This window comes from Streptomyces sp. NPDC048442 (assembly GCF_040651475.1).
Classification (GTDB): Bacteria; Actinomycetota; Actinomycetes; order Streptomycetales; family Streptomycetaceae; genus Streptomyces.
Map to the genome: position 1 here is coordinate 108,721 of NZ_JBEZKB010000012.1, position 23,387 is coordinate 132,107.

At 69.4% G+C, this 23,387-nt stretch carries 26 protein-coding genes and 1 pseudogene; 13 read left to right on the forward strand and 14 right to left on the reverse strand.

The window, feature by feature from the left end:
- Positions 1 to 3: 3 nt before the first annotated feature.
- Both AB0D18_RS19740 and AB0D18_RS19745 read right to left on the reverse strand, forming a co-directional pair.
- On the reverse strand, positions 4 to 420 hold the full coding sequence (locus AB0D18_RS19740; protein WP_362419777.1) for a MerR family transcriptional regulator: 417 nt from the start codon (positions 418 to 420) through the stop codon (positions 4 to 6).
- A 55-nt stretch (positions 421 to 475) separates the two neighbouring features.
- Positions 476 to 1,072, reverse strand: coding sequence for a GrpB family protein (locus AB0D18_RS19745; RefSeq protein WP_362419780.1), 597 nt, complete (start codon positions 1,070 to 1,072; stop codon positions 476 to 478).
- Positions 1,073 to 1,271: 199 nt separating this feature from the next.
- Here AB0D18_RS19745 and AB0D18_RS19750 point away from each other — a divergent pair, with 199 nt between their 5' ends.
- Both AB0D18_RS19750 and leuE read left to right on the forward strand, forming a co-directional pair.
- Positions 1,272 to 1,757, forward strand: a complete 486-nt coding sequence (locus AB0D18_RS19750) for a GNAT family N-acetyltransferase (protein ID WP_362419783.1) — start codon at positions 1,272 to 1,274, stop codon at positions 1,755 to 1,757.
- A 117-nt stretch (positions 1,758 to 1,874) separates the two neighbouring features.
- Entirely contained in the window at positions 1,875 to 2,603 is a 729-nt protein-coding gene (gene leuE, locus AB0D18_RS19755; protein ID WP_362419786.1) for a leucine efflux protein LeuE, read from the forward strand.
- A 57-nt stretch (positions 2,604 to 2,660) separates the two neighbouring features.
- On the opposite strand, the gene AB0D18_RS19760 is transcribed toward leuE, so the two are convergent.
- Positions 2,661 to 3,656 (reverse strand): methyltransferase domain-containing protein, encoded by a 996-nt coding sequence (locus AB0D18_RS19760; protein WP_362419789.1) that lies wholly within the window; start codon positions 3,654 to 3,656, stop codon positions 2,661 to 2,663.
- Between the two features lie 47 nt (positions 3,657 to 3,703).
- Between AB0D18_RS19760 and AB0D18_RS19765 the strand changes: the two genes are divergently transcribed.
- Entirely contained in the window at positions 3,704 to 4,282 is a 579-nt protein-coding gene (locus AB0D18_RS19765) for a helix-turn-helix transcriptional regulator (RefSeq protein ID WP_362419792.1), read from the forward strand.
- 46 nt (positions 4,283 to 4,328) lie between these two features.
- Here AB0D18_RS19765 and AB0D18_RS19770 read toward each other — a convergent pair.
- Positions 4,329 to 4,658, reverse strand: a pseudogene (locus AB0D18_RS19770) (fumarylacetoacetate hydrolase family protein); the annotation flags it as partial.
- On the opposite strand from AB0D18_RS19770, the gene AB0D18_RS19775 reads away from it, so the two are divergent.
- On the forward strand, positions 4,594 to 5,376 hold the full coding sequence (locus AB0D18_RS19775) for a LysR substrate-binding domain-containing protein (RefSeq protein WP_362419795.1): 783 nt from the start codon (positions 4,594 to 4,596) through the stop codon (positions 5,374 to 5,376). The pseudogene AB0D18_RS19770 and the gene AB0D18_RS19775 sit on opposite strands and share 65 nt — an antisense overlap.
- 136 nt (positions 5,377 to 5,512) lie before the next feature.
- On the opposite strand, the gene AB0D18_RS19780 is transcribed toward AB0D18_RS19775, so the two are convergent.
- On the reverse strand, positions 5,513 to 6,316 hold the full coding sequence (locus AB0D18_RS19780) for an N-acetyltransferase (protein ID WP_362419798.1): 804 nt from the start codon (positions 6,314 to 6,316) through the stop codon (positions 5,513 to 5,515).
- 122 nt (positions 6,317 to 6,438) lie between these two features.
- Between AB0D18_RS19780 and AB0D18_RS19785 the strand changes: the two genes are divergently transcribed.
- Both AB0D18_RS19785 and AB0D18_RS19790 read left to right on the forward strand, forming a co-directional pair.
- The gene (locus AB0D18_RS19785; protein ID WP_362419801.1) at positions 6,439 to 7,692 is read left to right on the forward strand and encodes a DUF1266 domain-containing protein; all 1,254 of its coding nucleotides are present in this window, start codon (positions 6,439 to 6,441) and stop codon (positions 7,690 to 7,692) included.
- Positions 7,689 to 8,885 carry a DUF1266 domain-containing protein gene (locus AB0D18_RS19790; protein WP_362419804.1) on the forward strand — a complete coding sequence of 399 codons (1,197 nt, stop codon included), beginning with the start codon at positions 7,689 to 7,691 and terminating at the stop codon, positions 8,883 to 8,885. The genes AB0D18_RS19785 and AB0D18_RS19790 overlap by 4 nt, the downstream gene beginning before the upstream one ends.
- 59 nt (positions 8,886 to 8,944) lie before the next feature.
- Here the strand turns inward: AB0D18_RS19790 and AB0D18_RS19795 are convergent, their stop codons facing one another.
- Complete coding sequence (locus AB0D18_RS19795) at positions 8,945 to 9,349, reverse strand: DUF4440 domain-containing protein (RefSeq protein WP_362419807.1); 405 nt, start codon at positions 9,347 to 9,349, stop codon at positions 8,945 to 8,947.
- A 121-nt stretch (positions 9,350 to 9,470) separates the two neighbouring features.
- Between AB0D18_RS19795 and AB0D18_RS19800 the strand changes: the two genes are divergently transcribed.
- Positions 9,471 to 9,671, forward strand: a complete 201-nt coding sequence (locus AB0D18_RS19800) for a hypothetical protein (protein ID WP_362419810.1) — start codon at positions 9,471 to 9,473, stop codon at positions 9,669 to 9,671.
- Here AB0D18_RS19800 and AB0D18_RS19805 read toward each other — a convergent pair.
- The gene (locus tag AB0D18_RS19805; RefSeq protein WP_362419812.1) at positions 9,658 to 10,446 is read right to left on the reverse strand and encodes an alpha/beta hydrolase; all 789 of its coding nucleotides are present in this window, start codon (positions 10,444 to 10,446) and stop codon (positions 9,658 to 9,660) included. The two genes, AB0D18_RS19800 and AB0D18_RS19805, sit on opposite strands and share 14 nt — an antisense overlap.
- Before the next feature lie 71 nt (positions 10,447 to 10,517).
- Here AB0D18_RS19805 and AB0D18_RS19810 point away from each other — a divergent pair, with 71 nt between their 5' ends.
- The gene (locus AB0D18_RS19810; RefSeq protein WP_362419815.1) at positions 10,518 to 11,162 is read left to right on the forward strand and encodes a TetR/AcrR family transcriptional regulator; all 645 of its coding nucleotides are present in this window, start codon (positions 10,518 to 10,520) and stop codon (positions 11,160 to 11,162) included.
- Between the two features lie 100 nt (positions 11,163 to 11,262).
- Here the strand turns inward: AB0D18_RS19810 and AB0D18_RS19815 are convergent, their stop codons facing one another.
- From AB0D18_RS19815 to AB0D18_RS19840, 6 genes are all read right to left on the reverse strand, one after another.
- A complete protein-coding gene (locus AB0D18_RS19815; RefSeq protein ID WP_362419818.1) occupies positions 11,263 to 11,547 on the reverse strand; it encodes a hypothetical protein in 285 nt (94 codons plus the stop codon).
- A gap of 95 nt (positions 11,548 to 11,642) precedes the next feature.
- Positions 11,643 to 12,026: a DUF6009 family protein gene (locus AB0D18_RS19820; protein WP_189823634.1), complete on the reverse strand. Its 384-nt coding sequence runs from the start codon at positions 12,024 to 12,026 to the stop codon at positions 11,643 to 11,645.
- Positions 12,027 to 12,183: 157 nt separating this feature from the next.
- Positions 12,184 to 13,827 (reverse strand): phage/plasmid primase, P4 family, encoded by a 1,644-nt coding sequence (locus AB0D18_RS19825; RefSeq protein WP_362419821.1) that lies wholly within the window; start codon positions 13,825 to 13,827, stop codon positions 12,184 to 12,186.
- Positions 13,824 to 14,861, reverse strand: a complete 1,038-nt coding sequence (locus AB0D18_RS19830; protein WP_362419824.1) for a bifunctional DNA primase/polymerase — start codon at positions 14,859 to 14,861, stop codon at positions 13,824 to 13,826. The genes AB0D18_RS19825 and AB0D18_RS19830 overlap by 4 nt, the downstream gene beginning before the upstream one ends.
- An 890-nt stretch (positions 14,862 to 15,751) precedes the next feature.
- Entirely contained in the window at positions 15,752 to 16,399 is a 648-nt protein-coding gene (locus AB0D18_RS19835; protein WP_362419827.1) for an ATP-grasp domain-containing protein, read from the reverse strand.
- Positions 16,400 to 16,753: 354 nt separating this feature from the next.
- Positions 16,754 to 17,122: a MerR family transcriptional regulator gene (locus tag AB0D18_RS19840; RefSeq protein WP_362419830.1), complete on the reverse strand. Its 369-nt coding sequence runs from the start codon at positions 17,120 to 17,122 to the stop codon at positions 16,754 to 16,756.
- 738 nt (positions 17,123 to 17,860) lie between these two features.
- Here AB0D18_RS19840 and AB0D18_RS19845 point away from each other — a divergent pair.
- The gene (locus tag AB0D18_RS19845) at positions 17,861 to 18,352 is read left to right on the forward strand and encodes an ATP-binding protein (RefSeq protein WP_362419833.1); all 492 of its coding nucleotides are present in this window, start codon (positions 17,861 to 17,863) and stop codon (positions 18,350 to 18,352) included.
- Between the two features lie 123 nt (positions 18,353 to 18,475).
- Positions 18,476 to 18,907, forward strand: coding sequence for a protein-tyrosine phosphatase family protein (locus AB0D18_RS19850; protein ID WP_362419836.1), 432 nt, complete (start codon positions 18,476 to 18,478; stop codon positions 18,905 to 18,907).
- Positions 18,908 to 18,968: 61 nt separating this feature from the next.
- Here AB0D18_RS19850 and AB0D18_RS19855 read toward each other — a convergent pair whose 3' ends face one another.
- Complete coding sequence (locus AB0D18_RS19855) at positions 18,969 to 19,892, reverse strand: LysR family transcriptional regulator ArgP (protein ID WP_362420114.1); 924 nt, start codon at positions 19,890 to 19,892, stop codon at positions 18,969 to 18,971.
- 69 nt (positions 19,893 to 19,961) lie between these two features.
- On the opposite strand from AB0D18_RS19855, the gene AB0D18_RS19860 reads away from it, so the two are divergent.
- The 3 genes from AB0D18_RS19860 (at position 19,962) to AB0D18_RS19870 (ending at position 23,220) form a co-directional block, all read left to right on the forward strand.
- A complete protein-coding gene (locus AB0D18_RS19860; RefSeq protein WP_362419839.1) occupies positions 19,962 to 20,594 on the forward strand; it encodes a LysE/ArgO family amino acid transporter in 633 nt (210 codons plus the stop codon).
- Positions 20,595 to 20,755: 161 nt separating this feature from the next.
- Positions 20,756 to 21,910, forward strand: a complete 1,155-nt coding sequence (locus AB0D18_RS19865; protein WP_362419842.1) for a ParA family protein — start codon at positions 20,756 to 20,758, stop codon at positions 21,908 to 21,910.
- Positions 21,907 to 23,220: a ParB/RepB/Spo0J family partition protein gene (locus tag AB0D18_RS19870; protein ID WP_362419845.1), complete on the forward strand. Its 1,314-nt coding sequence runs from the start codon at positions 21,907 to 21,909 to the stop codon at positions 23,218 to 23,220. The genes AB0D18_RS19865 and AB0D18_RS19870 overlap by 4 nt, the downstream gene beginning before the upstream one ends.
- The last annotated feature ends 167 nt before the right edge of the window (positions 23,221 to 23,387 follow it).

The following is a 23,387-nucleotide window of genomic DNA, read 5'->3' on the forward strand; positions in this document are numbered from 1 at the left end:
CCCTCAGTCGGTCGGACCGTGAATCAATCCGTGAGTCAGTTCGCATCGCGGCTCGGGCCCGTCCGGAAGCTCGGCCTCCGCACGTACCAGCTGGGCCCCCACCCGCTCGCGAACCGTCCGCAGCTCCTCGATCAGTACGTCGAGCTCGGCGAGCTTGCGCCGGTAGACATCGAGCGAGGCAGGGCAGGAGTCCCCGGCCGGATGCCCGGCCTGCAGGCACTCCACGAACGGCCGGGTCTCCTCCAGGCCGAACCCGACGTCCTGGAGCGTGCGGATCTGTTCCACGAGCCGCAGGTCGTCGTCGCCGTACACGCGGTATCCGTTGACCGCGCGCCTGGCGGGCAGCAGCCCGCGGGACTCGTAGTACCGCAGGGTCCGGGTGCTGACCCCCGCCTGTTCCGCCAGTTCGCCGATGCGCATGGGTACGACGCTAGACGTTGACACCGACGTCAAGGCAAGGAGTCAAGGCAAGGAGTCAGGTCGAGGAACCAGAAATCGGGAATCGGGCCGTCCCGCGCTCGGCCCTCGCCATGATCTCCGCGACGACCTCGGTCTTCGCGTCGGCGTAGTTCTGCATGAACCGCCATTCCTGTGCGGCGAGCCGGAGCTTCGTACGGCCGTAGAGGTCACGGTCGGCGGCGTGGCCGCGCAGGTGGTCGCGGAAGCGGAGCATCCGGTCGGTCTCGGCGCAGTCGGGCGGAAAGACGTGCAGGTTGGCGTGGGGAAGGGCGGCGCTGAGCCCGGACTTCTTCAGGACCCGGTGCTCGTACCAGTCGGGCTCCCGGATGGCGAGGACGTAACCGAGCCCCTGGAGGCGCGGCACGTAGGAGTCTTCGTCGGCCGGGTCGGGGACGACGAGCACCAGGTCGAGGACGGGCTTGGCGGGCAGCCCCGGCACGGAGGTCGACCCCGCGTGGAAGAGTCCGAGGGCGTCGGGCAGTTCGCTCCGAATGCGACCGGCCTCCGCCTCGTACACGAGAGGCCAGGCGGGGTCGTAAGGATCGATCCGGATCCGGGCGTCGAGGATCTCGGGGGTACCGACGTTGGCGGCGCGGATGGCTTCCTCGGACATGGGCATGGCAGCCGCATCACCGGACTGACCTTGCTGCTCTGGCTGCTCTGGCTGCTCTGGCTTCTCTGGCTTCTCTGGCATGAGCTTCTCCCACTCGACGGACTGACTCGACGGCCTGCAGGACACCGCCCACGCTACGAGGGCCGACGCCCGCCCCGGTTCACCTCCCCGAAACACCCGCCGGGCAGAATCCCGCCCCATGAAGAACGGCATACGGATCGAAGAAGTCGCATGGCAGGACCCCGAAGCGGCCGCGCTCCGCGCACAGCAGCGGGCCGAGATCGCCGTACGGTACGGGACCCCGGACAGCGAGCCCGGAACGCCGCCGTCCGCGACGGACATCGCGGTGTTCGTCGTGGCGCGCGCCGACGACGGAACCGCCGTCGGCTGCGGAGGGCTCCGTGACCTGGGCTCCGGCATCGGCGAACTCAAGCGGATGTACGTGGCCCCAGCCCACCGGGGAGCGGGTGCCGCGCCACACATCCTGAACGCGCTGGAGGAGTGGGCACGGGAGCAGGGCTGGACCCGGCTGCGGCTGGAAACGGGCCTCGCCCAGCCCGACGCCGTCCGCTTCTACACACGCTCCGGCTACCGCCGCATCCCCAACTTCGGTTCGTACGAGGGCCTGCCCACCTCCCTCTGCTACGAACGCGACCTCTCCTGCGCCCCGGCCGAAGCGCCGTAAGGTCACCACGTAAGGTCACCGCTCCGAGCCACAAGCGGGTGGTCGAATTCCGATAGTGGTGTTCCGGTATTCGAAATGCGGAGGCAGCGCATCGTTCGCGCGTGCGAGACTCCGCGCATGTTGGGTGTAACCGATCTTCCGACCTATCTCATAGGTCTCGTCCTGATAGTGCTGCTGCCGGGACCGAATTCGTTGTACGTACTGTCCGTCGCGGCCCGCCGGGGCGTCCGCTCCGGTTATACGGCGGCGGCCGGCGTCTGGTGCGGCGACGCCGTGCTGATGGTGCTGTCGGCTGCGGGGGTCGCCTCCCTGCTCCAGGCGAACGCGTTGCTGTTCGGCATCGTGAAGTACGCGGGCGCGGGCTATCTGACCTGGCTCGCGATCGGCATGATGCGGGCCGCGCGGTCGATGTGGCGTACACGGCGCGAGGCAGAGCCGGACCTGGCCGCCGGGCCTGCCGGAACCGCCGGGACTGTCGGGACCACCAGCACTGTCGGCGCTGCCCAAGCCGCCCGGACTGCGGAATCCACCGCGCCGGCCAAGCGGGAACGCCCGTACCGCCGCGCCCTGGTGATCAGCCTCCTCAACCCCAAGGCGATTCTCTTCTTCATCTCCTTCTTCGTGCAGTTCGTCGATCCGGCCTACGCGTACCCCGCCCTCTCCTTCGTCCTGCTCGGCGCTCTCGCCCAGCTGGCGAGCTTCCTCTACCTCACCGCGCTGATCTTCAGCGGCACCCGGCTCGCCGCCGCCTTCCGCCGCCGCAAGAGGCTTTCGGCGGGGGCAACTTCGGCGGCCGGAGTGCTGTTCCTGGGGTTCGCTGCCAAGCTCACGCTGGCGAGCGCGTAACGCCCGTGCCCCCGGCGGCGGCCCCGGGCATTCCCGGGCGTTCCCGGGCGTTCCCGGTCAAGGGCGCCTGGCCACCCACAGCAGCCTCGTCGTACGGACCGTGAGGTCGTCGCGGCGCAGGATGCTCTCGGGTCCCTCTCCGTCGAGGAGGACGGTGAGCGCGGCGAGGTCGTCGGCGCTCAGGCGGTCTTCGAGGTGGTAGCGCAGACGGCTCAGGGTCGCCCGAGCGTAGCGGCCGGTGGCGGCGGGCAGCGGGGCGGTCAGCCGGATGTCGAAGCGGCGGTCCGCCTCGACCGTGAATCCGGCGGCTGCCAGGCGGGTGCCCCAGTCGTCACCCAGGTGCGGCACGGCCTCGGTGTGCTGGTCGGCGAGCGCGGCATGGCAGCGCTCTTCGAGCCCCGGCCGGCCGAGTTCCGCTTCGAGCTCCTCGGACAGGAAACGCGGGAACGGCGACGCCTCCATCTCAGCGACGGCCAGCAGCCCGCCGGGCCGCAGCGTCGCGAAGACGTCGGCGAGGGCCCGGTCCGGGTCCGCCATGTGGTGGAGCGAGGCGGCGGCCCACATGAGGTCGACGGGGCCGAGGCCGTCCGGCCAGTCGCCGTCCAGGTCCGCCCGTACGGTACGGATCCGGCTCTCGCCGATTCCCGCGTCACGCACCTTGGCGGTGACACGCTGCAGCATCTCCTCAGAAACGTCCACGGCAACGGCGTCGGCCCCGCCGAAGCGGCGGAGCAGGGCGAGAGTGCCGGTTCCGGTACCGCTCCCCAGATCGAGGATGCGGCGCGGGGGCGCGTCGGCTGTCAGCTCGCCGAGCAGGTCGGTCACCTCGGAGAGGTACGAGTGGAGGACCTCGGCGTCAAGGTCCAGGACCTCGGCCAGGCCAGACTGGTCGGTCTCGGCGGACTGGTCGGTCCCGGCGGAGTGATCGGCGTGAGCGGAGTGGGCATGGCTCCCGTGCTCATGGCCCTGCCCGCTCCCGTGCCCATTCCCCTGCCCCTGCCCGCTCCCATGGCTGTGACCGTGCTGATTCTGCTTCTCGTGGTGATTTCCCATGAATCGACCATACGTCGCACTTGCGTGAACGGCATACACTCTTGCGTATGACGCAAGACGGCGATCTCGACAACCTCGTACGCAAGCGGATCAGAGGGCTCCGCGTGGCCAAGGGCTGGTCGCTCGACGACCTCGCCGCCCGCTGCTATCTGAGCCCCTCCACCCTCAGCCGCATCGAGACGGGCCACCGCCGGATCGCCCTCGACCAGCTGACCCCGATCGCCCGCGCGCTCGGCACCTCACTCGACCAGCTGGTGGAGACGGTTGCCGACGAGGACGTGGTGATCCGGCCGCAGCGCGACGAGGTGCACGGCGTGACCAGTTGGCTGCTGAGCAGAGACGCGGGACCGCAGGGCGCGACCGTGGCCAAGATCCGTGTCACCCAGCCGGCGGCCAGGCGCCCTCCGGAGACTCTGGGCGTACACCCGGGCAAGGACTGGTTCACCGTCTTGTCCGGCACGGTCGAACTGGTTCTGGGAGACCGGACGATCCTGGTCGAGGCGGGCGAGGCGGCGGAGTTCTCCACGATGATTCCGCACGCCTTCGGAGCCCACGGCGGCCCGGCCGAGATCCTCTGCATCCTCGACCACGACGGACAGCGCAACCACCTGCGGCCGAAGTCATAACGAGGCGACGGACAGCCGGGGCGGCTCGCCCGTCAGCCCGGAGCGGTCAAGTCCGGTTGCGGCGGCGGGCCTTGGGAAGCGGGACCGGGGACGGGCCCGGAACGATGGTGTTGGAGACCGTGCCGAGGCCTTCGACCGTGAGGGTGACCGTGTCGCCCGGCTTCAGGGGCGGCGGAACCTGTTCGCCCCGTACGCCCCAGAGTTCGGCGAGGCAGCCGCCGTTGCCGCAGGTGCCGGAGCCGAGGACGTCGCCGGGCACGACGCGCGTACCGCGTGAGGCATAGGCCGTCATTTCCTCGAAGGTCCAGCTCATGTGGGCAAGGCTGTCGGTGCCCACTCTCTCGCCGTTGATCTCCGCGGTGAGCGCGAGGTTCAGCCCGCTCGGCGTCGTCCTGCACGACCGCAGTGCCACCGCCTGCGACCTCCTCGACAGGGTCTTCAGCAGCCAGGCGGAGTTCGACCCGGCGACCGAGACTCGGGAGTTCACCTTGCTCGGTTCGGACTACGGGGCGGCGGTCTTCGGCGCCGCGCTGAGCCGTCTCGTGCACGACGAAGCCCCGAATGTCCGCCTCACCTTCCGGCAGAGCACTCCGGCCGTGGTCGAGAACACCGCGGCCGAACTGACCTCCGTGGACGGCCTGCTGATGCCGCACGCCATCATCGACGGCTTCCCCTCCGTGGACCTGCTGACCGACCGGTGGGTGTGCCTGGTCGCCGACGACCACCCGGAGATCGGCACGGAGCTCACCCTGGACGACCTGGCCCGGCTGCCGTGGGCGGTCTACCAGCGCCCGTACGACGCACCGGCCGCGCGGCAGTTGAGCATGATCGGGGTCAGCCCGCGGGTGGAGGTCTCGGTCCAGACCTTCCAGTTGCTGCCGTACCTGGTGGAGGGAACGCGCCGGGTCGCGATGATCCAGGAACGGCTGGCACGACGGGTGGCGGGCCCGGCGGCAGTACGCATCCTCCCCTGCCCCTTCGAAGCGGTGCCGGTGCGCGAGGCGATGTGGTGGCACCCGGTCCACACCCACGACCCGGCCCACATCTGGCTGCGGGAGACGGCGGCGCGGGCGGCCCGGCGGGTGCGCGGCTGACCGGCGGGTGCGCGGGCGGCCCGGCGGATGCCCGGCTGACCGGCACCCCCGGACGCACTCGCCGGGAGGTCACCCGGACGGCGACCGGACAGCCACCGGACGGTCGTCGGACGGCCACCGGGCGCGTACCCAGCGCCTATTCGGCGCGGTGCGACACCCGGTGACGTACCCACACATTCGGTTCGACGTACACGGCACGGTCGTGGACGAGCGAGCACTGCACCGGGACGAGCGCGGCGGGAACCTCGATCTCCCCGTCCCGGTCGAAGGGCAGGCCGGTCCACCGCCGCCACTCGGCGAGGGAGCCGCTGACCGTCATCGACGCGGGCGCGATCTTCTCGACGGTGCCGCCCACCTTGACGTGGACACGTACCCACGGGTCGGCCGGAAGCCCGTCCGCACGGAGGCCTTCGAGGTACGCGGCCATGGGAACGCGGGGCCAAAGGTGCTTGGCGTTGGGGCGTACCGGGGCGAGGAGTGTGTCGTGGCCCTGGCTGCCGACGGCTTCGCGCATCGCGGCGAGCATGCGGTACGACAGACCGCGGCCGAGGTAGTCGGCGTCCACGGTGATCTCCAGCGCGCTGGCGACCGTGGGCGAGTTCCCTTGCCTGCGGTCCGCGAACGCCCACAGCAGCACTTGGTCCCAGCCCCGGTCCGGCATCTCCTCACGGCCTTCGAGCACCGCGTTGAAGGGCACGCTGAACCCGCGCGCGACGACGCGGTCACCATCGGTGGCCACCACGCAGTACTCCGGGAACTCCTCGACCACCCAGCCGAGAAGCGCCCTGACGACCGGTTCGTGGGAGGTGAACTCCGGCCAGGTGTCGGCGATTTCGTAGGCCCGGCCGATCAGCGCCGGCCGCTCGGCGAACGGGGTGATGCGGATGCCGCCGGTGCCGGCGGTGCCGCCGGTGCCGTCGTTACTGTCGTTGCTGGTCACAGCGGGGAGCCTGTCACAACGCCACCGCTGTGACCACGAAGTTTCCGGCCCACCGTGCGCTGCGCACGGGCACGGCCAGTGCCACGCGCACCGGCTCCGCACAGGTTTCGTAGGATCGGCGAGTGATCACGGGGACGGGTACAGGACCGGAAGCGGAACCAGCGGCAGGCGCCCGCGGGGCGACACCGCCGACCGAAATCGAGCGCAGACTGCACGCGGCGTACGAGCCCGGCCACGGGACCAGAAGCGGCACCGGAAGCAGAAACAGAACCGGAAGCGAAAGCCCCCGCCCGGACGAGGTCCTGGACATCCTCTCCTGCACCCGGCTCTACCTCCTCGTCCCCCGCCTCCACGCCGACACCCCCGGTTACACCCCGCCCCTCCCCACCCACCGCGACCCCGCCACCGGCCGTACATACATCCCCGTTCTGACCCCCGGCATGCTGCCGCCCTGGCATCCGGAATGGGTGTTCCGGCAGATCACGCTCGCCGAACTCGGCCGCATCTGGCCGGACAACAAGTGGCTGCTCGCGGTCAACCACGGCTCCCCGTTCGCCATGACGCTCGACGCCCGCCCCAAGCACCGCAAGGCCTGGGAGGACGCCTGCGCCCGCACCGGCGGGCAGCAGGGCGGCCGGCTCCTCACGCACAGCGGCGGTCCCCTGCACGGCCCCCTCGCCCGCGGCCTCGCTCTCGGCGCCCAACTGGCCGTCCACAACGGCCTCGTCTGGAACCAGCTCGGCGCCGCCTACGAGGACTACGCCACCGACATCGACCGCCTCCGCAGCCCCTGGCGCGTCCACAACCGTGCCGACTACCGGGAGAAGCTCGACGAGCTGCTGGCCACCCGGCTCGTGGGCCGCGTCCAGGAGTTCGTACTGCATACCAGGCGGACGCTCGTACGACGGCTGGAGCGTGTCCCTTCGTACGAGGAGTGGTCGGCCACCGTCACCGCCACGCTGAGCAGGCACGACGCGTCTACGGCCGACCTGGCCGAGGCGGTGATGACGGTGCGGACCGTCCTGCGGTACGAGGAGCGGTTCCGGGCGGACGGCGCCCTCGCGCCCGACGAACGGATCGACACCCTCGCCGCCTTCGACTTCGGGCGCGCGGTCAATGTCGTACGACTGGCCCTGGGCGCCCGCTACATCTCACCGCCGGAAGCCGAACAGGCCGTGCTGACCATCGACGAGGCGGCCCGTCGGGCGTACACCTCCTGGGCCGCCTTCTCCCTGGGCTACGCCCTGACCCGGCTGCTGCACTTCGACGGGGACGGGACCGAAATCGCGGGCCGCACCTACCAGGAGTCCCTCATCCAGCACCGCATCCTCACCCAGGACCCCACCGGCCCCTACCGGAACATCCCGTGGTCATGAACCCCCACTCCCCCCACCAGCCCACAACTCCCCCGACCCCCATGGCTCCCACGGCCTGGATCCCTCCCTCCGAGACCGAACTCCTGCTCCACGAAGCGGGACTGCGCGGCGACGTCGACGCCCAGATACGCGTCCTCGCGGGCGCCGAGCTGTACATCCCCACCTCACGGGCCGAGATCGACGCGGACCCCGACTGGGTGTACTGGCGCCCGCACCCGGATCCGGCGGGCCGCAACTGCAAACCCGTACTCACGCGCGGGATGCTGCCGCCGTGGCACCCGGACATGGTGTTCCACGGGGTGTCCCTCAAGTGGATCGCCGAGTTCGACTGGACCGACCCGCACCAGCTCCTCGCCGTCAACATCGGCACCCCGGCCCAGCTCCTGCTCCCCTCCACACCCCCACACCGCGCGCACTGGCTGCGCTGTTTCGCCGAGCACGACACCCCCTCCCGCAACCGTCTCCTCGCCATCCGGCACGGCGCACTGCACGGCCCTCTCGCGTACGGCCTGGCCTGCGGCGTGCACTTGGCGGTGGGCAACGGAGTGCCGTGGAACGAGGTGGGCTCGGTCTGCCGCGACTACCTCAAGGAGCGCGCCCTGCTCCGTGATACCTGGGGCGTCACCGACCATCCCACCTGGCGGCATCAGTTGGACTTCCTCCTGAAAGCCCGCAACAGCCCGTACGAACCCGACTTCGCCCTGCGCGTCCGCGAAGTCCTGCGCATGAGACTCGGCGGCGAGCTCCCCTCCCCCGATCTGTGGCGCGAAACCGCCGCCGGACACCTGCACGACAACGGCCAGGGGCACGACGCGATCAAGTCCATGGAGGAACTGGTCCGCCGTATCCTGCGCTACGAGGCCCGCTTCCGCGCCGACGGCCTGCTGCCCCCGGACGGCCGGGTGTCGACGACGGTCGCCTACGACTACGGCCGCGCGGTGAACCTGGCCCGCTGGGGGCTGTCGGCCCGCTACTGCGCCCCGCCCGAAGCGGAACAGGCCATCGTGTACGCGGGCGCCCTGAGCAAGTCCGCGTACCACTCCTGGGAATCCTTCTCGGCAGGCTACGCACTGGGCAGGGTGCTGCGCTTCGACGAGGAGGAGTACGGCACGTTCTACGAGCAGAACGTCACGGCCCACCGCCTTCTGACGGAGCACGAGGGAAGCCCCTGGCGGAACATCCCCTGGCGGTGAACCGGGGCGTGCAGCACGGCGAACCCCGCCTCGTCCGCGACGCGGTCGGCCGACTCCCCCTACACGTCGTCCCACGCCATGGAACTCATCCGCCAACCCTCCGGCGTCCGCACGAACTGAGTGGTCTTCCGCCCCGCACCCTCGAACCACTCACCGTCGAGAAACCCCGACTTGCCGTACTCGCTGAACCGGTGCGCGATCGACCCGAAGATCTCGGTCCGCTCGGCGACCTCCCACTCGGAGAACTCCGTCAGCGTCCCCCCGGCGAGGAGCTTCTCCCGGGGCTCGATGAACCCCTCAAGGTCGTACACCACAAGCTCGCCACCGACGTTCTTGATGATCATCGCCTGCGGAATGAACACCTCCCGAACGGCACCGACATCGGCCCGGGAGCCACCCGTATTGGCAAACGCCCCGAGAAAGACCCGCATCAACCGGTCGAGCTCGTCCTTGGCCTCCGACACAACTACCCCCTCCGCACCCGGAACTGGCCAACCCATTGACCAGCCTGCCGATCCTCCCCCGCCCCCCACGCACCGACAACCCCCAGACCCGCCCCGACGAGGGCGGGTCTACTTGATGGTGGTGTCGCCGAGGAAGATCAGCAGGCGGCGCAGTTTTCGTGCCAGGTCCTCGCCCACCGGCAGCAACGCCGTCCTGTCCGTACACGCGGGCCGGCAGGCCCCGGCCGCCCAACGACCGGCCGCGCTCGGCCTCTTCGTCCTCTGCTACCAGCTCGGCGGAGCACTCGGCCCTGCTCTCGCCACACTTCTCATCCTGACCTGAGGCCCGAAGCCGTTCGGTTCAGGTGCCCCGCGACCGTCGCCGCGTCGAGCACCGTACGGGCAAGCGCCTGCGGGTCGGCCAGGGGTGTGAGGTGGCCGAGGCCCGGCCAGACAGTGAGGCGGCCGTCGCGGCAGGCGGCGAGGAAGGCGCGTTCGTCGCTGCGGAAGGGGTCGCGGGCGCCGTTGGCCAGCCAGACCGGACCGGGATAGGCGCCGAGTGCGGCGATCGGGTCCATGCCGGTGACGGCGTCCGCCACGTCGGCCATGACCTCGCAGGACAGGCCTCCCGCGCTCATGGCCTCCGCCGCGGGCGGGGGAAGCATCCGGCGGAAGCCGCGGACGCTGAGGCGCTCGGCAGTCCCAGCGTGCCTGGTCGCCAGCCGGAACTGCCGCCGGAGGAAGGTTGCGTACGCTCCGCGGGGCGCGGCCGTACAGCCGATGGCGAGCAGGCCCGCCACCCGGTCAGGGTGTCGGGCGGCGGTGGCGATGGCGACGTATCCACCGAGGGAGAGGCCCACGAGCATGGCCTTCCCACCGAGTTCGTCGACGGCGTCGGCCACCGCCTCGACGGCGGCGTCCATGGTGAAGGATTCACCGCGCCGCCGCCCGTGACCCGGCAGGTCGGGTGCCGCCATCCGGCGACGGGATTCGGTAGGGGTGGCGATGCAGGAATCGGCACGGTCGTCGACGGCCGCCATGACCGGATGCCACATCGTGCCGCTGACACGGGTGCCATGCACGAAGACAAGGGGCAGCGCCGAGGCTTGGAGTTCCATGGCGGGCACGCTAACACCAAATGCAACGTTGCGTTGTTTTCTAGTTCCCTGCCTTGCTACTGTCGACCACCATGAGCGACGAAAATCGGGACCCTTCAAGCGAGCCGGCCCCGGCCCAGCGGGGGCAGCAGCCCCCACGCAAGCGCATCAACACCCCCCGCAAATCCCAGGAGATCTTCGACGCCACGCTCGACCTCCTCCGCGAGAAGGGGTACGAGGGCCTGACCGTCGAGGGCGTGGCCGACCGCGCCGGAGTCAACAAGACCACCCTCTACCGCTGGTGGCCCTCCAAAGGCGCTCTGCTCGGCGCAGCACTCGTCAACGGCACCCAGCTCGGCTTCCCGCTCCCCGACACGGGCACCCTCCAGGGCGACCTGGAGGCCCTCCTGGGTTCCCTCGTCCAACTGCTCACCGTCCCGCCCACCTCCGACATCGCGATCGCGGCACTCGGCGCAGCCACCCACAGCCCCGAGCTGGCCTCCCACGCACGGAACTTCTTCGCCGACCGGCTCGCCCAGGAACAACCGGTCTTCACCCGCGCCGTCGCTCGCGGAGAACTCGCCCCCGACACCGACCCGGCCCTCCTGATGGACATGCTCGCCGGAGCCGCCTGGGTACAGATCGTCTTCCGCCAGCTCCCTCTGGAAGCCGACTTCATCACCCGCACTGTCCACACCGCTCTGCACGGCGCCGCCACGCAGAGCTCCGCCCTCTGACGGCCCACGCGTTCGCAGCACCGGGAAAAGCACCACGACAAGCAGCACGACAAGCACCACGTCAAACACCAGGAAGAACACCGCGAAAAACTGCTGCACCTCACCCCAAGGCCGCCCGCAGCATCGCCACCGTCGCACCCGCCGCCGCACGCTCGGTCTCGTCGTCGCTGACCCGGGCTCGTTCGTCCAGCAGTACGATCGCGGCCTCCAGCACCCCTGCATGTACGGGAACCGTCCGCACTCCTGCCAGCGCCGCCCGCGCCCGGTCCGCAGCGGAATCCGGGGCGGGGCCACCGGGCCCGGACGGGATGAGAGTGGAAACGCCGCGCCCAAGAGCTGGACGGTCGCGGTCACGGTACGGCGGCTGGGCCGGAGCGGTGGTCACCGCCCCAGTTTCCCCCGCTCGCCCGGCCGCACGCGGTCCGCCGCCACCTTGATGTGCGCCGCGGCGAAGAACCCGGCAGCCGTGCCCTCAGAACCTCACGGCATCGCTATGGCCGCTGCCGAAGCCCCCTGCTGCGAACGCGGGGTCTTCTCGCCGACCTTCTGCGGGTCGATCGTCCGCGGGTCGACGGCCTCGCCGGGGGCGCCCTCCGCGTAGTACCCGCCGGGTGCGGTGTCCCGGTCGTGCGGGAGCAGGAAGAAGACGCGGCGCTTGTGCAGGCCGCTGTCCGGGTCGGCCTCGGCGTGCTCGTCTAGCTCCGTGTAGCCGACGAGGCGGCCGTCACGGGCGTAGCGCGGCTTACCGCGGCGGCGTGGGGTCTTGTCGAGCGCCTGGCGGACGTAGTCGAGGTCGTCGGGGCTTTCCAGCCACACCACCGCATTCTCGTGGGCGAGATCGCTCTCGTTCAGTAGCGAGCTCATGGCTGAAGCCCCTCCTCGTTGTGTCCGGCCACGCACCGGCCTCGGTTTTCTCGCCCCGGGCCGGGTCCACTCTTCGGGCCCCGTCTGTGCGTCTGCCCGGAGGCTCGGTACCCATCGTAAGGCTGCCCGGTGTCGCGGCACAGTGCACGAATGGGCGTCATGTGGTTGCCGCACCGTTCGAAGAACCGGAAACGAGTCCGGAAACGGCGGGGTCGTCCTCGTCGGAGAGCAGGCCCAGACCCGGGTAGTACTTCTTTCCGCTGGACTTCATCATGTCGTTCGGCGAGGCGAGACCGAGCTCCTGACGGATGCGGCTGGCGAAGGAACGCGAGGTCGCAGGCCTGATTCCCTCACTGGCGTTGCACCAGGTGCCGTACTCGGCGTACAGCACGCCCTGCTCGACGCGGAGGTCGGAGGCGCGGTCGTGCCCGTTGGCGGTGGGCGGACTCTTGATGCAGCACTCCTTCAGGAAGCGGCCGATGTGATCCTCGGTCGACTCGTACGCCTCGGTGGCCATGCGTACGGAATCAGGACCGGTGAGCGGATCCCGGGTCTCCAGATAATTCATCGCGCCCTCGATGAGCCAGTGGAGGATGCCGGGGCCCTCGTCCCGTACGAGCTCGAACGCCAGGTTGTCGATCTTGTGCTTGTTGGGGACCACGCGCTCGAACGGGATGAGGCGGATGCGCCGCCAGAAGGCGTGCCCGCCGGTGCCGACCTCGGGGCGGTGGTTGCCGAGCAGCCACAGCTTGTGGGTGGGGGCGAAGGAGAAGTAGTCCTGGCGCATCCGGCGGGCCTTGATGCGGTCGCCGCCGGTGAGGAGCTTGACCCGGGACTCGTCGAACTTGTCGTTCGGCTTGAGTTCGGAGCAGACCATGATGCGGCGGCCGTGCAGTTCGGTGAGCTCGGTGGAGTGCTCGGAGAACTTGCCCTTCTCCATGAGGAAGCCGGGCGGCGCGGCGTCCGCGTAGTCGCCGAGGATCTGGATCATCACGTCGAGCAGGACGGACTTGCCGTTGGCGCCCGCGCCGAAGAGGAACGGCAGGACCTGCGCGCCGACGTCCCCGGTGATCGAGTAACCGAGCAGCAGGTGCAGGAACCGGATGGTCTCCACACCCTTGTCGTCGGCACCGAAGGTGTCGTGGAGGAACTTGTGCCAGCGGGGCGTCGGCATGTTCTCCGGGGCGACGCTGGTCGCCCGCGAGTGCCGGTCGGTCACCGGATTGGGCTTGCGCATGTCACCCGTCTGGAGGTCGACGACCCCTTCGGGGGTGCAGAGCGCGTACGCGTCGCCGTCCAGGACGTCCGGGTCGAGGGTGAGCGCCGGGGACGCCTTGGCCTGCGTGAGCAGCGCCTTCATGCCTGGTGTCGACATGGTGCGCTTGCGGTGGGCATACAGCTCGCGGTCGCTGAAGAAGCCGCGCGGGTCCTGGGCGGGCATCTGCTCGGCCATGTCCCCGGCGGCCCACAGGGCGGCCTTCTCGCCGCCGGTGCGCTTCCAGCGGTACTGGTCCCAGGAGTACCAGCCCAGGCCCTCGACGTGGCGGAACTGATCCCCGTACAGCTGGGCGAACAGCTTGGCGTTGCCCCGGTCGGTGAGCATTCCGGGCAGCAGTCCGAGTGGGTCGAACGGTTCGTGCACGGCGAGGGCCCCCGGCGCTGCGGGGTGTCCTGCAGCCTGCTGCGCGGGCAGCGCCGTGGCTGCCGCCGTGGGGTCCTGGTCCGGTTCGGGGACCGGGAATTCGAGCATCTGCTGAGCGGCGGCAGTGGCGTCGAAGCTCGTGCTCTCGGCGCTGCTCATGGGCGTCCTTGGGGGTGAAGCGGTCGGGTGGCACCTGCGGCAAGGGCGGAATCGATGATCGTGGTGTTGCGCTGCGGCTGGTGCGGGCGGGCCGTCCTGGCTGCTTCCGCCAGGAGGTCGCGTACCTGCGGCTCGGAGAGGTGGCCACCGGCCACCAGACCTCCCGCGGTGTACGCGGCCCGGTTGAGCTTCTCGGTGAAGCTGGCCCCCTGCGGCGTCGCCGCGCAAGCCGCGACCTCGGCCAGGAGAGGGTCCAGAAGGCGCTGTGCCGTCCTGGGAGTGCGCCAGGTGCGTGGGCGGGGGTGCGGGACCGCCCGGGGCTCCAAAAGGGCCGTGAGCGCCTCGGGCGTGGCTGTGGGGGCTGCGGGGTCCGCTCCGTCGGAGCCCTGCACGGTGGCGTGTCCGGTTCGCGTGAGCTCATCGGCGAGCCAGTCGGGGAGGGGTGCCGGCAGCCTTGTGTCGCCGACCGGGACGTAACTGCCCTGAGGGGTGCGGTTCGTGGGCGCGACGATGTACCCGTTGTCGGCCCGGATGTCGACCTGCCAGGCGAGGGCGACCTTGGGGCTGGAGCCGGTGGAGGAGCGGAAGCGCGTGTCGGGGCGGGTATTCCGGTACCAGATGTGGAGACCTCCCGAGGGAGTGCGTACGCGGAGGGTCGTTTCGTCCTTTGCCGGATCCGGCTGCTTGCGGAAGGCGGCCAGCAGGGCAAGTGTGTCGAACCCGGAACCGAGGCCCGTCAGGTCGACGCGGTCGTGGATGGGGATGCCCGGCAGGAGGCGGCTGCGGTCGGGGACTTCGGCGCTGTGCGCGTCCACGTCGAGGACGACGAGCCCGGCAGGCCCGCAGGCGACGCCCACACCCATCGCCGGGTGCGCGCCCCACCAGTCGTCGATGCGGGCCGCGTCGGTGGTCGCGGCCCGGAAGCCGTGGCACCAGCGTCCCTCGGGGAGACAGGGGCAGTCCTGCGTGTTGTGGTGCCCGTTGTCCCTGCATGTCGGGCAGTTGGCGGCGGGAGTCTTCCGGCCGGGGGCCAATGGGTGAACCGGCCAGCCGTTGCCCGCGCACCAGCGGGCAACGTCGTGCGCCCGCACAGTCCCTGAAGGGACTGGGGTACTGGTTTCACCGTGGCGCGGCACGCGGTCGTCCTTGTCGGGGTCAGCGGTGGTGCGTTCGGTCCCTCTTCGTACCTGACATTAAAAGCGCTGGTCAGCGCCTTGTCGATGCCTGCATGAGGGACTGAAGGGACTGAACTTTCCTATGAGGTCCTGAGCCTAGCGCAAGGGTGGGCAATCTCCGCGGGGAACTGCCGTTGTATCAGTTCTTCAGTCCCTTGAGTCCCTTTGGGCCGTAGGCGGGCGAGCGGTCTTTCCGCCGGCGCACTCGCGGGCGCGGGCCGGGCCCTTCGGGGGCCTGCAGGGCAGGGGGGTTCCGACCGCGGCTTGTCGTACTCGTGACCGACGTCCGGTCGCTTCTCCGTTTTCCAGGGGCCAGGGACTGAAGAGTCAGGGACCGTCCCGTTCAGTCCCTGCCCTTTAGTCCCTCCGTAAACCTGCAGGTCAGCGGCTTGTGCCCGGCCACTGGAGGGACTGAAAGGGACTGAAGGGACTGAAAATCCTAGTTATGAACGCTTCAGGCTTATACCTGTCTACTACACGCGTCCGCATACACACGCGCACACAATTGGGATGGATACTGCAAAGTTGAGTCCCTTCAGTCCCTCAGTCCCTCCATCAAAAACAGCTTCACGCTTCTGACCTGGCCTTTTGCCGAGGGACTGAACGGAGGGACTGAAACGCAGGGACTGAACGGGACGGTCCCTGCACACCCCGCCCCGGCCGGGAAAAAGGTACGCAACGCCGGGACTCGCACAAACGTGCAGGACGTGTACCTTTCAACCCGCCTGCTGGGTGCCGTGCCCTGCGGGTCAGCCGTTCCCGGTGGTCGGGTCGACCAGATGGCCGGTGTCCTGGTGCAGGTACGCCTTGTCCCGCCCCTGTAGGTCTTCGGCGGGTCCTGCGGAGCGCAGGACGACGTCCAGCGCCCGGTCGGGGTCGGCCGCGTAGCAACTGCTGAACCAGGCCATGTTCGCTTCGACGACGGCCCACTCCCCGCTGGGAGACAGCAGCCCGATGTCCAGGACCACCGCACTCGGGAGGCTGTCCGCGCAGGAGGCGAGAAGGCGGCGTGCGAAGGCCAGAGCAGCGTCGTGGCGACGGTGGGCGGTATCCAGAGGGACCGCGTCGAGCAGTCCGTGTGTGGCGTACTGCGACCCGGTACGGACCTCCCCGTCCAGGACGTACAACCGGAACTCCGCGGACCAGACCACCACCTCGCTGACCTGTACCGGCAGTCCGGGAGGCAGTCCAGGCCCTGCTGGAAGACTGCGCCCGTCCACGTACACAGCGGCTGGAAAGCTCTTGTCGCTCGGTGGCTTCACGAACAGAGGGCCGGGCAGTTCCCGAACCCCTGCCAGTGTCGAAAGGGCGATCCCCCGCCGGGTGAACTCCTCCGGAAGCGCACACAGCCACCCGTCACCCGGAGCCAGCAGAGCCACCCCGAGGTCCCCCTTCACCCCGGCGGCGTACTTCGGGCCGCCGTAGTAGTGACCACCGGGCCGGCCCTGCAGATCAGCTGCTCCTCCCCCGGTGGCGAGGCACCTCCACGTCGATCCCGCGCCGTCGGGCAGCAGCTGCGAGGAGAGAGCGGGTCGGGCTGTACTGGGGCGTCAGTGCCAGGAACCTTTGTTCGGTCATGGACAGCGACGATGCCAGCGGTCCCGCAATACGGTCCACGGCTTATGGGCGCACCGAGCACAGCCCCGAGGGACCGGAGAGGGACCAAGGGACTGAAGGACCGGGAAACCGAACAAGCGGCGGCTGGGACAGTCCCCCTGCAGGCTGTACAGGCAGGACTGTCCCAGCCGCGCTCAGTTGACGGAAGTCGTGCCGACTTCAGGGGTGGGGCCGCGCAGTTTCCCGTTCAGGCGCAGGGCTTCTTCGAGCTGGTCCTCAAGGATGACGATGCGGCAGGCGGCGCCGACCGGAGTGCCCTGGTCGACCAGTTCGCGGGCGCGTGCGGCGATGCGCAGCTGATAGCGCGAGTAGCGCCGGTGGCCGCCCTCCGAACGCAGCGGGGTGATCAGCCGCGCAACGCCTATGGCGCGCAGGAAGGCGGGCGTCGCACCGATCATCTCGGCGGCGCGGCCCATCGTGTACGCCGGATAGTCGTCGTCGTCGAAGCGGTCCTGGGGAGGGGACGTGGGTGTGGACGGGATCTGCTGGTTGTCTACTGTCACCGGCACCTCACTGCCTTCGCTGTCGTCACTCTGATCGCTGTCGCAACTGTCGTCGCTGTTGAGTTCAAAACGTAGAGGGGCCCCAGTGCCGTCCGACACCGGGGCCCCAAGGGAATCAACACCATCTACCGGCTTCGTGCTGCGCCGGCCTTGAGTTTTCCGCAGTCCGGTCTGTGGAGACCGGGGTGCGGGGATCGCGGATGCGTGACCGTGGGACCACCTTTCCGTTCCGGGGCCTGCGGTACCCGGGCGGACACTCCCGCGCCCGGGCGATCCTGATGGCGTCTTCCTCCTTTTCTCTCGTGTGTTCGTGTGCAACCTCTTGTACTGCGAGTACTGCGTACTTCTCGTCATGCCGGTCGTTCTGCGAACTGCTCGCGGTCCCTGGGACCGCCCGGCCCGGCAACCAACCACGGGACCCTTTTTACTGCCCGGCCCCGCCGTTCCACTGCCGTTCCACAACCTGCTTCGAACCGGCATGCGCGGCAATTCGGATCTGCCGCGCCTCACTCGACTTCGTGGTTACGAGAAGGAATCTAGACCTGGTAGGGCCTCATGTCTACCTTCATCGCTATAGATTTTCTGCAAGCTGGAATCGGGAGGTAACCGGGCCCACGTCGTCACTCGTACGAGCTGTATTTCGCATCCGCAACGCTCTGTGGGCGTCTGAGTGCCGATGGATCGGGCATACGCCTGCCTCAAGGCGGTACAACCGATCACGGATTGGGGCGTACGCGCATGAACAGCAGGCAGTTGATCCAGCAGACAGGCCGACAGGCAGCCCTGGGGACAGAGCAGCAGACAGACCGGCAGTCGGGAGAGCAGTGGGGCGTGCCGGTCCGGGGCGAGGGCTCTGCCGGAGTCCTGTACGCCCGCGAGGTGGCCCGGTCCTTCGCGGCAGGCCTCTCCCCCGTGCCGGCCGCGGACGCGGCGGAGTCCCTGGTGCTTGTCGTGTCCGAGCTCGTCACCAACGCGGTACGTCACGGAGGCGGCCGTTACACCCTCGCGCTCTCGGCATCCCACGACGCCCTGGTCGTCGCGGTCGGTGACTCCAGTTCGGAGGGCCCTCACGAGCGCGCCCCCGACTTGGACGGTGGAGGAGGGGGCTTCGGGTGGCACATGGTGCGGCTGCTGGCCCGTGAGGTGACGGTGTTTCCCGGGCCGCGTGCCGACCGCAGCCGCAGGGCGCGCAGCCGCGGCAAGACGATCCGGGCGGTACTCCCTCGATAGCGGCGTGTGAACAACCGATAGGCAGCGTGCGAACAACTGAGCCTCCGTGCCCCGCCCTTGATCCCTCCCCGGAATTGATCCTTTCCGACACGTCCCAGGTACGGCAACGACTACCGTCGGCGTATGACCGAGCCCTGGGAGCCCACCGCCACAGGCGTCCTGCGCCTGCCCTCCGGACGCCTGGTCCGCGGCCGTGGGCTGCGCCGACCGCTCCCGGCCGGACCTCCGCCCACGTACGCCGTCCATCTGCTCGGCAAGCAGCCGCCCGAGGTTCCCTGGGCGGCCCAGTGGCTGCGCTGGCCGGACTTCCGGCTGCCCGCCGACCGCGACCAGGCCCGGAGGATCCTGGCCGATGCCTGGGCCCGCACCGACACCGAGCGCGTCGAGTTCGCCTGCGCAGGCGGGCGCGGAAGGACGGGCACAGCCCTCGCTTGTCTCGCGGTGCTCGACGGCGTGCCACCCGCGAAAGCCGTGGACTTCGTTCGCGAGAACTACGACAGCCACGCGGTCGAAACTCCTTGGCAGAAGCGGTACGTCCTGCGCTTCGCCGACTGACGGGCCTAACGCTGCCTGGAGCGATGGGCGCCCGGCAGCCGTCCCGAGCCCCCAGCCGCTTTCAGCGTGGCGGGAGCAGTTTCTCGGCAGCTGTTTCAGCCACCGCGCTCGCGACGGCGACCAGCGCGGGCGAGTCCAGCTTCCACTGCTGCCAGAACAGCGGTACGTCCACGGTGCGATCGGTCGCGAGGAGGGTGAGCGCCCCGGAGCGCAGCAGCGGCAGCGCCTGCGGCTCAGGTACGAGGCCCCAGCCCAGCCCGGCGACGATCGCGTCGCAGAAGCCCTCGGAGGTGGGGATGTAGTGCCGCAGTGGGCTCGCGCCCCGTGCGTTCTTGCCGTCGCCCGCCATCGACCGTACGAGACCGTCTTGAAGATCGTCCCGACGGTCGAAGACCATCACTGGCGCCTCGCGCAGCCGGTCCACCAGCCGTCCCGACCCGAGATGCCGCTCCTCGAACTCAGGGTTCGCCACCGGCAGATACCGTGCCAGCCCGAGTGCCCGTACCGTGCACCCAGCCACAGGGTCGGGCGACGACGTCACCGCAGCCATCACCTGCCCCTCGCGCAGCAGTGCCGTGGTGTGCGCCTCGTCCTCGCGGCGCAGCTCGAAACAGACGGGCGGGTCCTGCGGAACCCGTTGCAGAGCGGGCAGGAACCACGTCGCGAGGGAGTCGGCGTTCACGGCGATGGCCAGCCGTGTGGTGGGCCGGCGCTGGTCCTTTTCGGCGAGCCCCAGTTCGGCCCTGGCGTCCCGCTCCAGCAGGGTGAGTTGGCGCGCGAACCGGACCACGACCTCCCCGGACTCCGTCGGCCGTACCGGCTTCGACCGCATCAGCAGCACCCTCCCGGTGCGCTGCTCCAGAGCCTTGATGCGCTGGCTGACAGCGGACGGGGTGACGTGCAGGGAAGCGGCTGCGGCGTCGAAAGTGCCCTCGTCCACGACGGCGAGCAGTGTGTACACCTGGTCCAGCGGAAGTTCGTCCATCACGAGAGCTAATGGTACTTAAGAATCTTTAGCTGGACTGAAGAGTGGCTGGTTCATATCGTCGAAGGCATGACCCACAGCACCTCAGGAATCGTCGCGGCCGTGCTTGCCGGCTTCGGCACCGGACTCGCCCTCATCGTCGCGATCGGCGCGCAGAACGCCTTCGTCCTCCGCCAAGGGGCGCACCGTCATGCGGTCCTCGCGGTAGTCGCGATCTGCGCAGTGTCCGACGCCGTCCTCATCGCGCTCGGAGTGACGGGCGTCGGGGCATTCGTCACGGCATGGCCCGCAGCCCTCACGGCGGTCGGTCTCGCAGGCGGTGCCTTCCTGATCTGCTACGGAATCCTGGCCGCCCGCCGTGTACTGCGCCCCGCCCCCGATGCCGCTCTCAGCGCGGCCGGAAAGGCGACCGGTTCGGTCCGCGCCGCTGTCCTGACCTGCCTGGCCATGACCTGGCTCAACCCCCACGTCTACCTCGACACCGTCCTCCTCCTCGGTTCGGTCGCCACCGACCACGGCTCGCTGCGCTGGGCCTTCGGCGGCGGCGCGATCCTGGCGAGCCTGACCTGGTTCACGACGCTGGGGTACGGGGCGCGCCTGCTGAGCGGACTGCTGGCGAAGCCAGGAGCCTGGCGGGTGCTGGACGGGGTCGTGGCGGCGACGATGGTGACCATGGGAGGGATGTTGCTGGCAGGGGTGTGAAATCGCCGTCCGGCCAGGGAGAAACCCGCCGGAATCAGGCGCCCACGGCAGGCTCCTGTTCCGCCGACACCCCGTCAGCAGCCCCTGCAACCAACCGACACGCAGTGCCTTCCTGGTCCCAATGTCACCAAAACCCCCGGCGAGGTGAGTAAGGTAACCGCATGACCGTCCCATATTCCCCGGACGACCGGGAAAAGGTAGTAGCGAAGCTTCCGGCCTCCCTGCGCCAGGAACTCAAAGTCAGAGCAGCCGAGTTGGGCGTCGACATCAAGGATGCCGTCACCGAGGGCGTTCAGGGATGGCGTTCGGACAAGTCCGAGCACCCCATCGTGGACACCACCGGCGGCAGCTCCTTCTCGACTTACCTCCCCACCGGTCTGTACGGGGACTTCAAGGACGACTGCAAGGAACGCGGCCTCCCTTTCAACCAGGGCATCGCGCAGGCGATCCGCCTGTGGCTCGGCGCCCACCCCTCCCCCCGCCGCCCCGCCCGCCCCAACGGCGCACGCCGCATCATCTTCGGCAACCAGAAGGGTGGCGTCGGTAAGACCGCCACCTCCTCCGGGGTTGCCCAGGCCCTCGCCGAGGCCGGAAACCGCGTCCTGCTCATCGACTTCGACCCGCAGGGCCACCTCACCAAGCAGCTCGGCTACCAGCTCTTCGGTATCGAGGAGCCCAGCCTGGCCAAGCACATGCTCGGCGAGGCCAAGGGCGAACTGCGCGAGCTGCTCGTCCCGATAGAGGAAAGCGGCTTCGCGGGCAGGCTGTTCCTGCTGCCCGCGTGCAAGGACGCGTTCCTGCTCGACGCGAAGCTGGCCACCAGTCGCTTCGTACGGGTGAAGGAGACGGCTCTGGAGAAGGCCATGGAGCCGCTGGAACGGGACTTCGACTACATCGTCGTCGACTGCCCGCCGAGCCTCGGCTACTCCATGGACACCGCGCTCTACTACTGCCGGACCCGTGAGGACGAGGAGCCCGAGACCTGCGGCGTCTTCGTGCCCGTCCTCGCCGAGGACTCCTCCGCCGACGCGTACGACATGCTCTTCGACCAGATCCAGGATCTGACCGCGGACATGGAGGTCGAGATCACCATGCTCGGCTTCATCGTCAACATGTACGACAGCCGCAAGGGCTACATCGCCACGTCCTCACTGGACAGCTGGAAGGCGATCGGGGATCCGCCGGTCATCGGCATCATGCCGGAGCGCAAGGAACAGCGTGAGGCGGTCCGCCTCAAGCAACCGCTGCTCACCTACGCCCCGGAATGCGAGCAGTCCGAGATCATGCGCACCATCGCACGGAGGATCACCTCATGAGCGTCGCCGACCGGCTCGGCACCGGTTCCTCCTTCGGTGGCGTCCCGCGTGGCCGTAGCGCCCGTGGCCGGGCCAAGGCACTGGTCCAGGGGGACGTACCGTCGTACGAGCTCTCCCGCATCCGCCTCGAAGAGGTCGCCCCGACCCCCCTCAACCCGCGTCGGAACTTCGGCTCGGCCGAGGAGATGACCCGCTTCGGCGAGGAGCTCCGCAACACGCAGCTCGCCGCATGCGTAGCCATCTCGCGCGCCGCCTACCTCAAGGTGTGGCCGCAGCACGAGGCGACGATCGGGGAGGCCCAGTACGTCCTGATCAACGGCGAGCGGCGTTACCGCAGTGCCTATCACGTGGGCCTGGAAGCACTGGACTTCGTCGTACGCGACGATCTGGCGTCCTCCCGCGAGGCGTTCATAGACCATCTACTGAAGGAGAACCTGGAGCGCGAGGACTTCGACGTCGTCGAGCGTGCCAGGGGTGTCCAGCAGTTGGTGCTGGTGTGCAGTGAGGAGTCCGCGACGGGCGCCCGTGCACGGGCGGCGAAGCGGCTCGGGCGCGACCGCTCCTGGGTCACCAATCAGCTGGCCCTTCTCGAACTTCCCGAGGAACTCCAGGGGATGCTCAGCACGGGCTCGCTGCCCGAGCGTGACGGCCGGCTGCTGGCACGGCGGCTGAAGGACGAGCCAGGGCTGGACGTACCGGGCCTGCTTCGTTACCTCAGGGAGCAGCGGGAGCAGGAGACCCGGGCACGAGAGGAAGCGAAGGCGCTCGCCGAACAGATCAAGCAGCAGGGACGGACTCCGACCGAAGAGGCGCTGGCGCAGAGGACCGCGGAGGCGGCAGCCGAACGAGCCGAAGCGGAGCGGGCCGAAGCCGAACGGGCCGAGGCGGAGCGGGTGTTGTCCGCGGACAACACTGCGCAGCCCGCCCCTGTGCAGGAGACGTCCTCGGCTCCTGGTGCGGTTGACCCGGTTCCCGAGCCGGTAGCAGCACCTGTACCCGTACCCACAGTTGCTTCTGCCGCAGCTCCTGCTCCTGCTTCTGCTGCGGCACCCGCGCCGATCGCGGTACCCGCACAGGCGTCTGAGCAACAGGCGAAGGACGAACCGGAGTTGTTGTCCGCGGACAACAACTCCGCCGACCTTGCTGCCGAGAGCCGTCCCGCCGCCGCCGGAACATCCCAGTCCGATGCCGCCCGCCGTCTCGTACAGCAGCTCGGTGCGACCCCGGCGGAACAGGCCCGCACCTTGGCGGCCGGCCTCAGCCGTGAAGAACTCGCTGCGCTCGTCGAGGAATTGCACGAACACATGTGATTCGCAACCTGGCCGTCCGAAGGGGGGCGCTTCCGGCTGTCGGCTGCCGGGGCGCGCCCCTTCGGTGTTCCTGGTGTTCGCTTCCCCCGCTCTCCCCTCCCTCCTCTCCCCTCCCTCCTCTCTCCTCCCCCGCGAATCCCGGGGCGATACTGGCCCGATGGACAACA